The following is a 16,471-nucleotide window of genomic DNA, read 5'->3' as shown; positions in this document are numbered from 1 at the left end:
CGTCATGCCAGGTCAAGCGCTGTGCCTTGGCCTGCATGACTGCTCATTGATCCTTTTTTTGAGTTCGGATCTTCCAGACTCCGCGCCACTTCGATGCCGATGATGCATACATCGTCATCAAAATCCTGGCGCTGGGAGAAGGACTGCACTTCGGACAGGATTTCCTGAAAGAGCGTGTTGGTCGGCAGGTTCAGGCGCTCATGCACGGCCTGCTGCAGATCTTCGTGGCTGTAGAGCGCCCCTTCAGGGGTCTCGACCTCGAACAAGCCGTCCGTGAAGAGCATGATCAGATCTCCAGGCGCGATGGTGGCGCGTGCTGTGGTGAAAATAGTATCGGCAAACAGCCCCAGCGCTCCGCAGGTGCCTCGGCCATCCAGCGGAGCTGTCCTGCCCTCATGCCGCCGCAGGTGCAGCGGAGACGGATGTCCGGCGACGGAGTAGAGAACCTCTGACCGCGCCGCATCAGCGATGAGCATCACCCCGGTGGCATACATGGTAGTGCCTGCCTGCTTCAGGATCGAGTGCAGGCCGTGATTCATCTTTGTGAGCAGGATGCCGGGATCGGGCTCCTCCTCGCTATGCTGCTCCAGCAGGGCGCGCAGCATGCTCGTCACCAGAGCCGCGCGCACACCGTGTCCCATGACATCGCAGATGAAAATGCCCACTCCAGTTTCTGACACCGGGAAGACGCTGAAGAAATCTCCGCTGACTACGCCTGCGGGCTGGTAGAGCGAGAAGAACCGTAGCGCGCTCTCAGTCGCTGGTGCAGAGCGGGGGATGCTGGGAAAGCGGTCCGGCAGCAGGGCCAGCTGCAGCTCGCGCGCCATCGTCAGCTCCTCCTGCATCTGCTGGTTTTTGGCGCTCAGCTCCTGCGTGCGCTCGATGATGCGCTGCTCGAGGTGCCGGTTCAGCGCCTGCAGGGCGTCCTGGGCCTCGTTGCGCTCACTTTCCGCCTGATCGATGCGGCGGCCCAGCAACCGCGCCACCTGGGAGATCACTGCGGTGACGATCAGCGTATGAAGCAGCGTTGAGAGCGCGGATGCCAGCGCGGGATTGAGCCCCAGATCCACGAGAAACCGGGTGCGCAGCAGCCCCTCTGCCAGCGCCACCAACACCACAGCGGGCAGAAACCAGCGTAGCAGCATGGCTCGGGTGGAGTCCCCCATCCAGCTGCGCAGCGGCCAGCACTCCGCCCCCACAGCCGCCACCACGCTGGCGCTCATGAGGATGAAGGCTGTGGCCGTGGGCAGCGCCACAGGGATGATGGCCCCTCCGTAGAGCAGCGGCGTGCCATGCAGGTACCCCAGCACCACCACGCCGCAGATGGCCGCCACCGCAGCAGCCAGAGGCCCGGCCCAGAAACGCAGGCGAGGCTTCAGCAGGGCAAATATGGCGCTGCTGACGAGCAGAAAATTCAACGCCGTGATGGGGGACATCCGCCCTGTGCGCACGGTTCCAAACTTCACCGGATCCGCCACCAGCCACTCATCCACCCCCAGGCTGGCCCCTGAGAGAAACTCCACCAGCTTTCCAGCCGCCACGATCCCAACCGCCACCAGCACCACCTCCGCTACAGGCCTCCGAAACTTTGAATGCTCCCGCATCAGCAGCACCAGGCTGAGCAGGGTAAACGCCAGCGCCGTGCTGGGTGCCATGGGTATGTAGGCCTGGCTCACACTGGCCAGGATCACCTTTCCCGACACCCAGCCGATCAGCGTCAGAGCACCAAGTGCGCCCGTCAGTAAAGCGCAAAAAAAGCTGAGTCTGCGATAGATCATCTTCATAGTGAAAGCGACTCCCGCATAGGGTTGGTGGACAGCGCGCAGATGAAACCACGGTTGCGGAAAAAGACAATGGAATCTCTGTGTGGCGGCAAAGGGCACACATCGTGGGCGGCAGGCCGAGCGCGGGCAGGCAAAGACCATGGAATCAGTCTTCGCTGCCCTTGACTGTGCCATCCACTCCCGCTACGCAGACTCTTCAAGCTGCTATCCAGGCCACACGCTCCCGCACATCTCGTGCTTCAGGACGAAGCCACCTGCTGACACAGCCCCTCCTATCTCCATGCCACTTTCCCTCATCCTCACCCATCCAGGCGGCGCGCATAAGGACGAATTCCTTGCCTGCAGCCTGCTCGCCGCCGTGCACAGTGTACCCATCGTGCGGCGCGAGCCCACGGCGGAGGATCTGGCCGATCCCACCATCGCCGTGGTGGACGTGGGAGGAGAGCATGCGCCGGAGCGCCACAACTTTGACCACCATCAGTTTCCCGCCGACCACGAGCCCATCTGCGCACTGAGCCTCGTGCTGCAGCACATGTCTCTGTATGAAGATGCACGCGCCTTCTGCGACTGGCTGGAGCCCGCCGAGTGGTTTGACACCCGTGGCCCCAACACCACCGCCAAATGGCTGGGCGTGAGCCGCGAGGCCATGTCCAAACTGACCTCTCCCATCGACGTCACCCTCCTGCGCCGCTTTGCCAAAGCCAAGCGCCTTGAACCCGGCGAGCCGCTGTGGGAAATCCTCAGCTACATCGGCTCCGATCTTCTGGAGTACCTGCGCGAGCTGCGGACCCGGCTCGACTACATCGCCCTGCACGCCAAAATCTGGAACCTCGGCGACCACGAAGTCCTCTTCCTCCCGCGTACTGATCCACTGCCCGACGAGCCCTCCTCCGGCATCGAGCGTTATCTCGAAAGCATCGGCAAGGACAGCAGTGTCGCCGCCCTCATCTATCCCGACCGTCGCGGCACCGGCTACGGCCTCTCACGTCATAACGACAATCCGCTCTACGACTTCACCCGTATCGAGAAGGAACCCGACGTCCACTTTGCGCATGCGCGTGGGTTTGTGGCGAAGACGTCTGCGAAGGAGATGGAGCGAGTGAGGGAGCTGCTGGGAATGGCGAGGGTTTAGAGGAGGCAAAACAACTCCATCCGATCAACGCGGCCTGAAACTAGACAGACCCTGCACCTTTCAGAACCAACCGGCCTCATTGACTATTCTTCGACATCCTCACCGACGGATCGTCAACATTACAGAATCCTTCCGCCTTCATCCAAACATCAAGCTGACGAGCGTGTTCCACGAAGGTGGCATCGTAGATCAAATTTTTATTGATCAGCAAGTTAATCTTGCATCGACGACCTCTCAGCCGGTGTGTCATCTCGACCAGAAACCCCCGATGGGGCTGGAGCAATGCCAACACCTGCTCGGACTCAAACTGCTCTTCAAAATCTCCAAACACAGCCAGTCGCTCGCGAATCCGAATGAATGGGTATTCCAAACGATGCCCAAAAAACCTCCAACTCGTTGATGGTTTACGCAGGGTCGCGCCAAGGCCGTCTGGGGTATCGAGTTTTATCGAGCCCCCCATTTCCTCAAATTTACTCCAGTTTCTATCATGCGAATATGAGAGATCTCTACGGAGGCTCCACTCGACGAGCACTTCCATGGAAAACGGCGTCACATCCAGTCGCGTCAGTTTATCTGGATCATGCCACCACACATAAAACTCACCCGAATCACGAGAGATAAAGTAGGCATGCCCATCAGGATCACCGCCCACCTCGAAACAACGATCATGTGATTAGATCAGATCGCTCCCGGGCATTGATTGGAATTTTTCCATCGAACTGCCATAAATTATGATTCGATCTGAAAGACTTTCATTCGGTGGGAAGATCCTGCACTCTCCTAGAGCAAATGACATTGGGGCACGTGCCCATTGCCGTACCCCAAGCTTCGGATTCGGGACCGAGAACGAACCGAAATCCTGACTTGGGAAATTCAAGCTATGGAAACGCATGGCCGAAGGATTGGAGTCTTACAGCCTCCGCTCCTTCACCTCACTCGTGATCTCCGCAATGAAGTCATCGATGGCCTTAACGCCAAGGTCGCCCTTCTTGCTGTGGCGGACGGCGACGCTTTGGGCGGCAGCTTCTTTCTCGCCGAGGACGAGCATGTAGGGAATGCGGTCGAGCTGGGCGAGGCGGATCTTGGCGCCAATTTTGTCGGCGTCGTTGTTGAGGGTGACGCGCAGGCCGGCGTCCTTGAGCTTGGCGTACACTTCATCGGCGAAGGCGTCCACCTTTTCGCTGATGGTGAGGATGCGCACCTGTTCAGGGGCGAGCCAGGTGGGGAAATGACCGGCGAAGTGTTCGATGAGCACGCCGCAGAAGCGCTCCATGCTGCCGAAGGGCGCACGGTGGATCATCACTGGGCGGTGTGGCTTGTTGTCCGCGCCGTTGTAGGTCAGGTCAAAGCGCACGGGCAGCACGTAGTCCACCTGCACGGTGCCGAGCTGCCATTCACGGCCGATGACGTCCTTGATGACGAAGTCGATCTTCGGGCCGTAGAAGGCGGCCTCGCCGGGCTCTTCGGTGAAGGGCACGCCCAGGGTGGCTGCGGCGGTGCGGCAGGCTTCTTCGGCGGCATCCCACTTGGCGGGATCTCCGGTAAACTTGCTGCTATCCGGATCGCGCAGGCCCACGCGCACGCGGTAGTCGTGCATGCCCAGGGTGTTGAGCACGATCTTCACGAGACTGAGGCAGCCCAGCACTTCCTTGGCCACCTGATCCTCGGTGCAGAAGAGGTGGGCGTCATCCTGCGTGAAGCCACGCACGCGGGTCATGCCATTCAATTCACCGCTCTGCTCCCAGCGGTACACGGTGCCGAATTCAGCAAGGCGCACGGGCAGATCGCGGTAGCTGCGTGGCTGGCTGGCGTAGATCTTGATGTGGTGCGGGCAGTTCATCGGCTTCAGCAGGAAGCCGTCGAGAAGCTGGTCATCCGGCATCACACGGTCCTCAGGCACCACTTCCTTGCCGGCACGCTCATTGAGCTGCTGGCGCAGGCGGGAGGAGACAGCACCGAGGCGCTCCATGACCTCGCAGCAGCCGCAGCCTTCCTTGATCACCTTAGCGAGATCATCATTCTCAATGACCGGCGCGAACTGGCTGTCCTTGTAGTAAGGGAAGTGACCGCTGGTCTTGTACAGCACGGTCTTGCCGATGTGCGGCGTGAAGACCTGGCTGTAGCCCTGCTTGCGCAGTTCTTCGCTGATGAAGTTCTGCAGTTCCTGGCGCAGGATGGCGCCGTTCGGCGTCCAGAGGATGAGCCCCTGCCCCACGTCTTCGTCGATGTGGAAGAGCTTCAGTTCCTTGCCCACCTTGCGGTGGTCGCGCTTCTTTGCCTCTTCCAGCTGCTCCAGATGCTTGGCCAGTTCTTCGCTCGTCGGGAAGGCGGTGCCATAGAGGCGCTGCAGCTGCGGCTTCGTCTCGTCGCCCATGTAGAAGGCGCTCGCCACCGACATAATCTTCACGTTCTTGCACTTCGACGTGTAGCCCACGTGCGGCCCCGCACAGAGGTCGATGAAGTCACCGTTCTGGAAAGTGGAAATCTGCTCGCCTTCTGGAATTTTTTCCAGCAGGTCCAGCTTGAAGACGCTCGGATTCCCCGGACGCTCCGTCAGGCCGCCCAGACGGCCGGACTTCGCCAGCGCGATCGCTTCTTCGCGGCTCACGCCCTTCCATTCAAACTTCTGGTTCTCCTTGGCGATCTTCTTCATCTCCGCCTCGATCTTCTCGAAGTCGTCCGGCGTGATGCGGTGATCCGGGAGATCAAAGTCGTAGTAGAAGCCATTCTCCACAGGCGGCCCGTAGGCAAACTGGGCGTTGGGCCACAGGCGCAGGATGGCGGTGGCCATCACGTGGGCACAGGAGTGGCGCAGGCGGTCGATGTCGGACATCTGAGCGCGTTCTTCGAGGGTCTTGCGGGCTTCGGACATGGTTGTAAATGGGGCGTGTCCATGCCTCAGGACACGACGGGATTCAAGGTGATTAACAACACGATCCCTCATGACGCTGTCTGGCGCTGAGGATTACGTGCCAGGAACAGGTGTGGCGGGCGTGATCAGGCGGCGACGCGTCACCACAGGCACATCCCCTGTATTTACCGAAGGTGTAGAGGCAGCCTGCACCGTTGCGGCACCAGCATTGACAGTGCCTATGGAGCGGTTGGCGGCGGACACAGCAGCCACAGGAGGCTGCACCACAGGCACACCACCACCTGGGCTTCCCATGGGGTTTCCTTGGGGCACCTGCGGCATTTGAGGCATCTGCACCCTGGGATTCTGATTGGCAGCCTGAACTCCACCCGGGCCCATTGGGCCACGATTTTGCTGCTGACCAGGCTGCATGCCACCCGGGCGCTGCTGTCCGGGGACACCGCCAGGCACCGGAGCCTGCTGCCCGCCTCTGGCAGCATCCGCCCCGGCCACCTGCTTCAGGTAGTCGTTGTCAAATTTCACCTCAGCCGTCTGGCTGCCCATCGTGATCTCAGCCACGGCATCCTTCCGGCTACTGCCAATCTTCAGCGCCTTGAGCTGCATGCCGTCCTTGCCTTCCCCCTGCGATTTTCTCAGCGAGGTGCGTTTGCCGGTCTTGGTATTGACCACCACGACTGTGGGATCCTTGGCATCGCCAAAGTAGGAACCAATCGCTAGATCCTTGGCAAAGGAATCCTGATCCAGCACCGTGGGCGCTGTTTTCAGGGTGAATGGGTTTTTGTTCCAGCCAGCCTCATAACGGTCAATCGGGTAGGCCTTGGGGGCTTCAAAGGTCTCAGGCTGCGTAGTCTCCGGAGCCTGTTCCTGCACCGGCTCCTGTGCAGATGCCATGCCAGCACACACCAGACAGAGCACCACAAGGAGAACCGCCCTCGGGAGGTTCCCCGCTGCCGGCTGAGGCTTGATGGCTGACAGGTTTGTCTGTTTCAAATCAGGTGGCTGTGGATGAGAAATCGAATTGTTTCCAACAGTGCTGCCCTCGGCAAAAATCGCAATAGGAACCTTTGGCCAAAGCTGACAAGGGCTAGATCAGATCAGCAGGTGCCGGTTTCGTCTCCTACTTCTGCTTGTCGCGCACGTAGATGATTTCGCCGGACTTCAGGCGGTAGGCTGTGCCCAGGCGCTCGCCCTCGCCGCTCTTGCTGGCGGTGCTTTCCTGAAAGCGCTCCACCTTCATGCGGGCGGCGTCGATAGCTTCTGCCGTGGGGGATTTGTCAGCCTGTGCATCAGCAGCGGCAGCCGGTTTGGGGAGGTTGAAATAGCTCACCACTGCGAGCAGCAAGGCTGCGGCAAAGGCAATCCAGACATCGAAGAGATTGATCAGTCCTGTGGCGGGATCGTCACCTTCGGAGTCGTCCCAAAGGCGCTTTTTCATGGCATGGCGGGACGGTTGGCGTTGATGAAGAGATGCTCCAGCGTGCTGAGATCGCTCTGATACCAGTTCTTCCGCACGAGGTTCATCGTATAGGAGCAGCAGCCCAGCAGCACACCCACCACCGTGGCGGTGAAGGCCACCACGAGATTGCTGGAAAGCGTGGCCAGATCTCCCGAGGCCAAACCGGTGAGCGCAGGCCCCAGCGGAATGAGCGTGCCCATGAGCCCGAGCATGGGGGCGATGCGCGTCATCCACGTCAGGCGGGAAAGCGCAGTGGCAGTCTCGATCTCCAGATCCACCAGGCAATGCGCCAGCTCCCCTGCTCCGCCCCACTGGGCCAGCAACTGGTGCAGCCGTGCCGGGAGGCCGCTGGTGGCAGTACTTAGAATTTGCAGCAGCCGCACCTGATCCCCGCCCTCCACATGCGCACGGCGGAGCTGGGCCAGGATGAAGGCCGTGTGGCTGCGCCCCAGCCACTCACGCAGCAGCCCGCCCAGCAGCATGGTGCTCCAGCCCACAAGGATGACGATGGCCGCCAGCGTGGGCAGCAGCACCGCTTCGGAGATCAGGGAAAGGAGTTGTTCGAGCAGCTTCATGAGGCGGATCCGGCCTTTTTAAAGAAGCCGGCCACCATCAGGAGCACAGCTGCGGCGGCGATCAACCAAGCGAATGAATTCCATGCAGGTTGCAGCACCGTGCCCTCGGGCTGCGGCGGCTGCGGTTTATCTGCGGCTGCCGGCTGGCTGATCTGAGTGCCACTGACCTTCTCCACCGCAGTGGGCGGCGGCTCGGCGCTTTGCTGCAGTTTGGCCCGCATCTCCTGCGCCAGCGCCGCACCTTCCTGATCTCCCGGCGCGGTGAGCTTGGCGTTCACAAAATCGGCCATGCGGGTGTTTCCACCGCTGACGAGACCACCGGAGTCGCCATGCGCATTCACGGAGCGCGCATAGATCTCTGCCAGCGTGCGCACCTGCTCGGGCGTGGCCTGCCACAGGTCCTTGCGCGCGGCCTCGATCAGCGTGGCGCTGATCTCCTGCATGGCATGCGGAGACACGCGCTCAAACCACTCGGGCAGCTTGAGATTGTGCTTGTCCTTCACCAGCACGTCATACACCTCGTTCCATGTTTCCTGCGTGATGCTACCCCGCCGTGTGACGGACCAGCCAAAGGTGTTTTTCACCAGCTCGGAGATGTGCCCCGCCCCGGCGTAGTCGTGCGATTTCATCCCCTCCAGCCAGCGGCGGTTAAGGAGCTCGGACTTCAGGTTGGACGCCAGCACCTCCTCGAAGTCGCGTACGCGTGCCCCGCTGGGATCGCGCACATCGGAGATGACGGCGGCGGGTGATTTGCCGGTGACCTTCGTTACCGCCATGCTCAGGCCGCCGAGATACTCGTAGGCGTGGTGGTTGGAGAGCTGGCTGGTCATGTTGGAGGCCCACACGCGCAGCACGGTGTCGGTGTTTTGCAGCGCCTCCTCGTAGAGCCCGTCCACCTTCTCGCCCCAGGTGTCCTGGGTGTACACAAAGCTCATGCTGTCCGTGTACACATCGGTGATCTCATCGTCCTTGTCCCACACGCCGGAGCGCGGCACGAGGTAGAGGATGTTTGTGCCGCTCATGTTCCCCGGCTTGGTGCCAAAGATGCGCGCAGCGGCATATTGATCGGCACGTGCACCGGAGTATCCACGCTTGAGCAGGCGCTCCTTGGTGGCGGCCACGGCATCGCGCACGGGGTTTTCGGTTTCAGGTGCGGCTGCGGCCATGCGCACGGCCTTGTCCAGCAGCGCCACTCGCGTGGGGAAGTTCTCCTTGTACTGCCCGCCCATGGCAATGAAAACCTCCACGCGCGGCCGCTTCAGTTCCTCGGCTGGAATCAGCTCCACATCGATGACGAGGTTGTTCTGGTTCCAAATCGGGCGCACGCCCAGCAGCGCCAAGATCTGCCCCTCCATGACGCCAAAGTCGCGCATGGTCTCCATGCCATTGAGATCCATCGCGATCTTCTTCGGTTTGCGCGTGCGTAGCAGTTCATCCACCAGCTTGCGCGCAGTTTCCCACGCGGGGCGTGTCGGGATCTCCTCGGGATTGAGTGAGTAAAGATTGCGCCCGCCGGGAGCGGTGGCCGGATTACGGATGGGGTCAGGACCAGGCCCCGGCTCCATGTAGTGGCCGCTCAGTGCGGTGATGAGCCCCGCATGCTCCTTGCCTGCATCCAGCAATCGCGCGCGCACATCCCGTGCAAAGGCCAGGTCCTTCTCCAGGTCCGCTGTCATGCGCACATCGGCTGGCGGAGGGCCGTCCAAGGCGGCGCGCAGAAACTCCGCAGCAGCTGCTCTGTCCTCCTTCTTATGCTCCAAAGCAGCGCGGTGAATTCCACGCGTGGCTGCCAGATGATCCAGCAGCGGCTCTCCCAAAATCTGCGCCAGATACGGCACCATCTCCTGCTCATGCGGCCCCTCTCCCAGCACATGCAGGCGCAGCGGCGTGCGTGATTCAAAGAGATTGTGCAGATGCTCGTCCAGGCGTGTGACGGCTGCGTCATCCAGCACAGCCTCCGCAGAGCCAGCAGCGCCATGCAGCTTGGCCTCCCGCGCCTGCTGGCTGATGCGCTTGCGGTATTCCTCCTTCAGCAGGCCGTCCTCCAGCGTGCGGTATTTGTGGATGTCCTCGTGCAGGTTTTTAAACTCCTCATCCAGCCCTGCGGCCAGCGTGGGCGGTGGCATGTGGTCCACCAGCGCGGCATAGGAGCGGCGGCGCGAGAGCGTGGCCTCGCCCAGATTGTCGGTGATCCACAGATTCACCACCGGCATGTGCCCGGCGCAGATGTCGCTCCAGCAGTCCTTGGAAAGACCGGCCTCCTTGCCGGGCATCAGCTCCAGCGTGCCGTGCGTACCCCAGTGGACGATGGCATCCGCATGGTACTGCTGATCCAGCCACCAGTAGAAGGCCAGGTAGTTGTGCGGCGGCGGCACATCGCGGTTGTGCAGCAGGTTCTCGTCCTGCTTCTCGCCACGCTCAGGCTGCGGCATGAGCACGAGGTTTCCCATCTCGATCTTCGGCAGAACGATGTGCGGCTCCCCATTGCGCCGCACCACCATGATGCGCCCTGGAGGCGGGCCGAATTTCTCCACCATCACCTTGCGTGCGGATTCGCTCAGCTTGGTGTTAAACCACTCCTCATACTGATGCAGCGGCACAAGCACAGGCTGAGACTCATCCACGAGCTTTTCCAGATCTCCCTGCGCCCACGGGCCGATGTTGCGACCGCCGCGTTTCATCGCCGCGATGAGAGCCTTGGAGTCTGCCGGTGTGTTCTTGAGAGTGAACCCCGCCTCCTTCATTTTAGGCAGGAAGCGCATGAAGCTCTCCGGCGCGTCCAGAAAGCCGCCGGTGGGACTGCCGCGCATGAGGTCATCCTGGCCCAGTCCTTTGTTATAATAGATCAGCGCGATCTTCTTATCCGCATTGCTCGTCCGGCGCAGCGCGGCCCAGCGTGCGGCACGTGCGGCAAAGGCCTCGATGCGGTCCGGGATGGGTTCATGCAGGCGGAAGCCCTGGATGTTCTCCTTCAGTCCGCCCACCACCACAGGTTCGATCGTTCCCCAGGATTCCTGAAGCGCCATGAACATGCCCACGTCCCGGTGCGAGAGTCCGCGCGGATCGCGCAGCCACTCCTCATTCGTGGTGGCCAGCATGGAGATGGGGCGTAGGTAGGGCGCGTTCAGCTCCTTCAGCAGCGCCGTGCTCTGCCACATGGCGCCGTGTCGGTCCTCGATCAGGATGGTGGGCTTGGCGGCCTGCACGAGTTTGGTCACCTGTGCCTCCCGGTCTCCAAACACCGGCACCACATTGAGTCCATGCTTTTCCAGCGCCTCTATCTGGGCGTCGATGACCTTCAGATCATGCGTGATCCAAAACGACTGCTGCAGCACCAGCACCGCTACGGAGGCCTCTTCAATCCAGCGCTTCTTGCTGCGCTTGAAGGCGATAAGTTCTCCGATCTCGGCAAAGGATTCCTCGCGCGCTGGATCGTAGTAGCCCGAATCTGGAATGAGCACAGGGGGCTCGATCTCCCCCTGCTGCCCGCAGTGCTTCACCATGCAGTAGCGGATCAGGCGACGCACGTTTAGCATGCCATTGGGCCGCCAGTAGGCGGGCACAGCTTCGTCCTTGAGCAGCAGCCCCGCCTTGTCCAGATCCATCTGGCTGCCGCGCGCATCCAGCGGGATCACGCGCTGCTCAGGATTGAGCGCACGGGCCTTTTGCAGCAGCTGCGTCAGCGCCGGAGCCTGCTCGGCCTCCAGATTGAGCACAAAGACGATGCGGTAGCGCGCAGCATCCGCCTCCTTCTGTGTTTCATTGAAGGCCTGGCCTTTGAAAAAGGAAGCCTTGATGCCGCTCTCCCGGCACGCGGCCTCCACCTGCGGCATGGAGCGGTCCCAGATGCCGATGAAGGCCCAGTCCAGCGGCTCCGCCGCATCCACCCGCCCTGTAAACAGCAGCAGACAGCAGATAAACCAACTCAAAAGACAGCGCATGGCAGGGATGGGGGCTGGGGAAAAGATGACTGGCTGGAACCGTTCAAAAATGACGAATGAGTAAATCCGAATGACTAAATAATGTCGAATGGCAAAGCTCAAAGATGGACGTGAACTCGCCACATGTCCTCCACTCTGCTCCTGAAGCGGGCGGTTTCGTCATTCGCGCTTCGTCATTCATTCGTCATTCGGATTTACTCATTTGTCATTTTGTAGCGCCGCTCCATCAGAAGCGGCACGCCTCTTCTGTCTTCTTAGAACGTCAGTCTTCCGCCCACGACCACGTTGAAGCCTGCGGCCTGGCGCTCCTGCTGGGAATAGGCCTCGCGGTATTTGGAGTCGAAAACATTGTTCAGATTCAGAGTGAGTGAGAAGGAGCTGTTCCCCTGCTCCCACACCTTGACCCCGGAGCGGATGTTCGTCACGATGAAACCTGGGATTTGGAAGTTGGGATTGATCGGCAGGTTGGTGGTCGTGTTGGGAGAGCCCAGCGCCGGGTCGGTGGAGAAACCGGCGTCGATTTCGTCGCTCGTATTGTGGCGGATCAGCGGACCGGCCCACAACTCAGAGACGTCCACCCACCATTTTTTCTCCTCGCTCTGGAAGCGCACGCCAAAGCTGCCGTAAAGCGGCGGGATGAAGCGCAGCGGCACTGCCTGGGACTGGTTCTGGCCGTAGGTCCAGGTGGTGTTGTTAAAGACGCTGAAGTGCTTGTCCAACTGGTAGTCCAGGGCCAGCTCCACGCCGGTGATGTAGCCTTTGGAGGAGTTGGAGTTGCGGGTAGCATTGTAAGTCACGCCACCGATGACAACGGTACCAGAGGTGGTGGAGACGATGAGGTCGCGCAGCTGGGTCAGATAGCCGGTGAGCGAGCCTTTGAAGCGCTCCGTGTGCATGCGTGCGCTGAGCTCATAGGTCACGCTCTTCTCCGGGTTGAGCATGGCGCTGGGCAGTGAGGCGGTGAGACTGGAGAAGACGGGCGTGCCCGCGCTGAGAAGATCGCTGTAGGTGGGGGTGCGGTAGCCGGTGGCCACATTTCCCACGAGGTCAAACGAGTCCGTCACCTGATACACGGCCCCCACATTCCAGGTCACGGCATTCCAGTACTTGTTGGCCATGAGATCGCTGAGGGAGTAGCCGGCACCGGGGATCACGTCCATGATCTCCGGACGGGAGCGCAGGTGTGTGTTCTCATAGCGTGCGCCCATGTTCACCAGCAGACGGTCCACAGGCTTGAAGTCGAGTGTGGCAAAGGTGTCAAACACCGCATAGGTCCCGTCCGGTGTGATGCCCGCCGGCTGTGAGATGGTGGTGACCCCGGTGGCCAGCACGCGGGAGTTCAGCACCTGGGAGGAGGACAGATTCTCATGGCGGTAGTCCATGCCGATGACGAGGCGGGTGTTTTCCCCGAAGGTGGCGGCATTTTGGATGCCCACCCCCCATACGTCCTGGTCTGAGTTGGTGATGGTGTTGTTGAACGTGGTGGCGCTCTGCACACGGCGCTCGCGCAGCTGGTCGTAGTACTGGTAGTAGCCGTACACCTTGAGTTCCTTGCTGAGGAATCCAAGATCCTCGGCGGTGTAGTCCATCTTCACGATGCCACGGCGCTCCAGCGGGGTGTAGATGCGGGGGATGCCGTTGACATTGAGCCGGGACTGCACGTAGCTCTTTACATCCGTGCGCTCATTGCCCACCCAGGAGAGGCGAAAGGTGTGCCCTTCCACAGGACGCCAGGCGAGGTTGGCGTAGCCGCCGCTGGCATGAAAGCCGGTGGGCTGTAGCGGGCCGGAGGAGCTGTGATAGTTCCCCACGTCCTGAGCGGACCATCCGGCGGAAAAGGCCAGCTCCTTGGTGCTGGCGTGCGTGTTGATCGCGCTGGTCATTTCCGAGTTGTTGCTGCCGTAGCGGGAGTAGATGTCTCCACCCACGTTCAGGCTCTCGGAGAATTCACCGCGCTTGGAAAAGACATTGATCACACCACCGATGGCGTCGCTGCCATACTGTACGGAGCCCGCGCCACGCACCACCTCCATGCGGCCCACGGAGTCGATGGGGAACTGGTTGAAGAAGGGATTGGGGCCGGAGAAGATGGCGCCGTTGTTTATGCGGATGCCATCCCAGAGATACACCAGTTTGTTCCCCATCTGGCCACGGATGATAGGAGACCCCTGCGCTGCCACCTGGTTCACCCAGATCCCGGGCTGCTCCTGGAGCATCTCAGAGGGAGCAGTGGCTTGGTAGTGCTCGATGCGCTTCTGCTCCACCACGTTGGTTGACTGGGGCACTTTCTTCTGCTCCGTGGCTGTTCTGGAGGCCGTGATCACCACGGTGGGCAGCTCATCGGGCTCTTTCTTTTCAGTCTCCTTTTTGGGCTTTTCAGCAGCATGTACGTGCACGGCCAGCAGTGCGGTCAGCGAGAATGCGAGAGCGGGAATATAAGAACGGGAGACAAACATCGCGCTCCTCTTTGCATCCCCTGCGTAGAGTGGCAATCCACGCTCTTTGGAAAGGGGGCGAATGGTCACTTTTTATCCATATCGCACTAGGAATGGCAGGCTTTTGACCGATGGGCAGCGCCCCTGCCTTCTCTCTAGCGCCGGTTGTCCACCCCGGTGGCAGACAGCCAGTCGCCAGCCTGAGGTGTGATCTGGCCATTTATACCGTCCGCAGAAAAGGCATGCCGAAACGGTGCATCCGTCCCAAAATGGCGGATATGAAAGCCACGGCATCTTCAGTTCTCATTCTGGGTGGCGGTTGTTTTGGTCTCACAGCCGCACTCGAGCTCCGAGCCCGCGGCTGGCAGGTGACCCTGATCGACCAAGGCCGCCTCCCGCATCCAGACGCCGCCTCCACCGACATTAGCAAGGTGGTTCGCATGGACTATGCCACCGACAAACAGCACACTGAGATGGGCGAACGCAGTATTGAGCTTTGGCATCAGTGGAATGCACAGTGGAAAGAAAACCTCTACCATGAGACAGGTTTCCTTGTGATGTCTCGCGGAGCCCTCATGCCGGGCGGCTTTGAACATGACAGCCTGGTCTTTGGAACAGGCCGTGGGCACTCATTGCACCGGACCTCCGCTGAGAGGCTGCGGGAATGTCACCCCACGTGGAATGCCGATGCCTACCAAGATGGCTACCTGAACCCCAGAGGAGGCTGGGTGGAGAGCGGACGTGTCATCGCCCGGTTGGCCGCCGAGGCACGAGCCTTCGGGGTGCAAATTCACGAGGACGTTGCTCACCCCCGCCCCATTTTTGCAAACCGCTGTTGTACCGGCATCACCTCCGCCGACGGACGCACTTGGCAAGCTGATGCAACGATCATTGCCGCAGGTGCCTGGACGCCAAGTCTCTTGCCTGAACTGCGAGAGGTCATGTGGGCCACGGCGCAGACCGTATTTCATTTCAAGCCTGAGAATCCCGATCCATTCACTCCACCGCATTTCCCCGTTTGGGGCGCAGACATCGGCCGCACCGGCTGGTATGGCTTTCCAGCCAATGCTGATGGCTTGGTCAAGGTGGCGAATCATGGACCAGGCCGCCGGGTGGAGGCCTCCGCCCTCCGCAGCCTGCCGGACGGGGAGGAAGCGCGCTACCGAGCCTTTCTCCAAGAAACCTTTCCCAGCCTGGCCGCAGCCCCGCTTTATTCCACACGCGTCTGTCTCTACTGCGACACCTTTGACGGAGCTTTCTGGATTGACCACGTACCGGATCGACCAGGCCTCATCGTCGCAGCAGGAGACTCGGGGCACGCCTTCAAATTTACACCCGTCATGGGTGGGATCATTGCAGACGTGGTTGAGCATAAACCCAATCCTTGGACCCGACGCTACCGCTGGAGAGAAAGAACCGCTGCAAATTCAGATGGTGCCCGTGCCTCATCTTGAAACGGTTCACTAGTAACATTCCAGCTCCGCCTGATGGTGTCCAACATTGCGAAAGTTCGGCTTGGAGACGGCAGCTTAGGTCAGAAGCTCAACTTGATGCTGGTGCCTTTGTCTCAAAACAGCATGGGCTGATCGTCCGCTTCAACAGCGGCTTTGGCACGCTTCTTTTTGGGGGTTAGTTCTTCGGCTTGAATCACCAAAGCATCTCCTTCTGTAGTTTGCTCAGGTAGCGGCTGAACTGCTTCTCTCACAGGCTCTAATGAAGGGGGGGCTACATCTGTAGGCACCTCTACCACCATCGACTCTTGAGGAGCATCAGTGGCCACGATAGGTGCTTCCATGATCGTTACATTTTTCACCGCCACTTCGTGGTCGGATATAAACACTGTTTCACCGACTTCTAAATCTATATTTCGTATTTTTACGTCTTCAACATGATCGGCATTGACCACTTTTTTAGCCCGCTTGGTCGTCCCCTTTTCTCTTTTTGGTAACGCTGTGGATGGTAATTCGTCGTTAGCTCCTGCTTTGCGCAAACGATGTCTGGCCACACGTTTGGCAGTCAGCGCCTTGTTCTGCGCAACAGGGCTGTTGTGCCTTTTGAAATTACGAAAAGATAGTTTCCCATTCGTATCAACCAGCCAGCCTGTGTGCTCAAGTGCCAGGGCAAATCCTTTACGCCCAACCACGCGATCAATAAACTCTTTGGTAACGCTTAAGTCGTTAGGATCTATCCGATTCAGCTCGGCCCAACTCCATAGACGAACGAGCTTGCCCATCACCGTATCTTCATCCATGCGGAGCTGAGTGGATAGGCTGCAG

General features: G+C 60.2%; 11 protein-coding genes. 2 read left to right on the top strand and 9 right to left on the bottom strand.

The window, feature by feature from the left end:
* Nucleotides 1-2: 2 nt before the first annotated feature.
* Nucleotides 3-1,778 (bottom strand): PP2C family protein-serine/threonine phosphatase, encoded by a 1,776-nt coding sequence (locus HNQ65_RS01560; RefSeq protein ID WP_221306009.1) that lies wholly within the window; start codon nt 1,776-1,778, stop codon nt 3-5.
* A 286-nt stretch (nt 1,779-2,064) separates the two neighbouring features.
* On the opposite strand from HNQ65_RS01560, the gene HNQ65_RS01555 reads away from it, so the two are divergent.
* Nucleotides 2,065-2,916 (top strand): MYG1 family protein, encoded by an 852-nt coding sequence (locus HNQ65_RS01555; protein WP_184337680.1) that lies wholly within the window; start codon nt 2,065-2,067, stop codon nt 2,914-2,916.
* A gap of 76 nt (nt 2,917-2,992) precedes the next feature.
* Here HNQ65_RS01555 and HNQ65_RS01550 read toward each other — a convergent pair whose 3' ends face one another.
* The 7 genes from HNQ65_RS01550 to HNQ65_RS01520 form a co-directional block, all read right to left on the bottom strand.
* Nucleotides 2,993-3,568 (bottom strand): hypothetical protein, encoded by a 576-nt coding sequence (locus tag HNQ65_RS01550; RefSeq protein WP_221306008.1) that lies wholly within the window; start codon nt 3,566-3,568, stop codon nt 2,993-2,995.
* 258 nt (nt 3,569-3,826) lie between these two features.
* A complete protein-coding gene (gene thrS / locus HNQ65_RS01545; RefSeq protein WP_184337678.1) occupies nt 3,827-5,788 on the bottom strand; it encodes a threonine--tRNA ligase in 1,962 nt (653 codons plus the stop codon).
* Nucleotides 5,789-5,881: 93 nt separating this feature from the next.
* On the bottom strand, nt 5,882-6,679 hold the full coding sequence (locus HNQ65_RS01540; protein ID WP_184337676.1) for a hypothetical protein: 798 nt from the start codon (nt 6,677-6,679) through the stop codon (nt 5,882-5,884).
* Between the two features lie 226 nt (nt 6,680-6,905).
* Entirely contained in the window at nt 6,906-7,223 is a 318-nt protein-coding gene (locus tag HNQ65_RS01535; RefSeq protein ID WP_184337674.1) for a DUF2149 domain-containing protein, read from the bottom strand.
* On the bottom strand, nt 7,220-7,819 hold the full coding sequence (locus HNQ65_RS01530; RefSeq protein WP_184337673.1) for a MotA/TolQ/ExbB proton channel family protein: 600 nt from the start codon (nt 7,817-7,819) through the stop codon (nt 7,220-7,222). Before HNQ65_RS01530 ends, HNQ65_RS01535 begins: the two co-directional genes overlap by 4 nt.
* On the bottom strand, nt 7,816-11,760 hold the full coding sequence (locus HNQ65_RS01525; RefSeq protein ID WP_184337671.1) for a cobaltochelatase subunit CobN: 3,945 nt from the start codon (nt 11,758-11,760) through the stop codon (nt 7,816-7,818). Before HNQ65_RS01525 ends, HNQ65_RS01530 begins: the two co-directional genes overlap by 4 nt.
* A 254-nt stretch (nt 11,761-12,014) precedes the next feature.
* Nucleotides 12,015-14,216, bottom strand: coding sequence for a TonB-dependent receptor plug domain-containing protein (locus HNQ65_RS01520; RefSeq protein WP_184337669.1), 2,202 nt, complete (start codon nt 14,214-14,216; stop codon nt 12,015-12,017).
* A 257-nt stretch (nt 14,217-14,473) separates the two neighbouring features.
* Here HNQ65_RS01520 and HNQ65_RS01515 point away from each other — a divergent pair, with 257 nt between their 5' ends.
* Nucleotides 14,474-15,649, top strand: a complete 1,176-nt coding sequence (locus tag HNQ65_RS01515; protein ID WP_184338420.1) for an NAD(P)/FAD-dependent oxidoreductase — start codon at nt 14,474-14,476, stop codon at nt 15,647-15,649.
* Between the two features lie 113 nt (nt 15,650-15,762).
* Here HNQ65_RS01515 and HNQ65_RS01510 read toward each other — a convergent pair whose 3' ends face one another.
* Nucleotides 15,763-16,446, bottom strand: a complete 684-nt coding sequence (locus HNQ65_RS01510) for a hypothetical protein (protein WP_184337667.1) — start codon at nt 16,444-16,446, stop codon at nt 15,763-15,765.
* Between the last annotated feature and the right edge of the window lie 25 nt (nt 16,447-16,471).

The organism is Prosthecobacter vanneervenii (genome assembly GCF_014203095.1).
Lineage (GTDB): Bacteria > Verrucomicrobiota > Verrucomicrobiia > Verrucomicrobiales > Verrucomicrobiaceae > Prosthecobacter > Prosthecobacter vanneervenii.
The sequence above is the reverse complement of the archived record's forward strand: the minus strand, read 5'-3'. Positions and strand labels throughout refer to the sequence as shown.

What these genes read in the sequence shown, in the direction of transcription:
- HNQ65_RS01510 (WP_184337667.1), bottom strand. Translation starts at nt 16,446, where the DNA reads ATGGATGAAGATACGGTGATGGGCAAGCTCGTTCGTCTATGGAGTTGG.
- thrS (WP_184337678.1), bottom strand. Translation starts at nt 5,788, where the DNA reads ATGTCCGAAGCCCGCAAGACCCTCGAAGAACGCGCTCAGATGTCCGAC.
- HNQ65_RS01525 (WP_184337671.1), bottom strand. Translation starts at nt 11,760, where the DNA reads ATGCGCTGTCTTTTGAGTTGGTTTATCTGCTGTCTGCTGCTGTTTACA.
- HNQ65_RS01520 (WP_184337669.1), bottom strand. Translation starts at nt 14,216, where the DNA reads ATGTTTGTCTCCCGTTCTTATATTCCCGCTCTCGCATTCTCGCTGACC.
- HNQ65_RS01540 (WP_184337676.1), bottom strand. Translation starts at nt 6,679, where the DNA reads ATGGCATCTGCACAGGAGCCGGTGCAGGAACAGGCTCCGGAGACTACG.
- HNQ65_RS01515 (WP_184338420.1), top strand. Translation starts at nt 14,474, where the DNA reads ATGAAAGCCACGGCATCTTCAGTTCTCATTCTGGGTGGCGGTTGTTTT.
- HNQ65_RS01530 (WP_184337673.1), bottom strand. Translation starts at nt 7,819, where the DNA reads ATGAAGCTGCTCGAACAACTCCTTTCCCTGATCTCCGAAGCGGTGCTG.
- HNQ65_RS01560 (WP_221306009.1), bottom strand. Translation starts at nt 1,778, where the DNA reads ATGATCTATCGCAGACTCAGCTTTTTTTGCGCTTTACTGACGGGCGCA.
- HNQ65_RS01555 (WP_184337680.1), top strand. Translation starts at nt 2,065, where the DNA reads ATGCCACTTTCCCTCATCCTCACCCATCCAGGCGGCGCGCATAAGGAC.
- HNQ65_RS01535 (WP_184337674.1), bottom strand. Translation starts at nt 7,223, where the DNA reads ATGAAAAAGCGCCTTTGGGACGACTCCGAAGGTGACGATCCCGCCACA.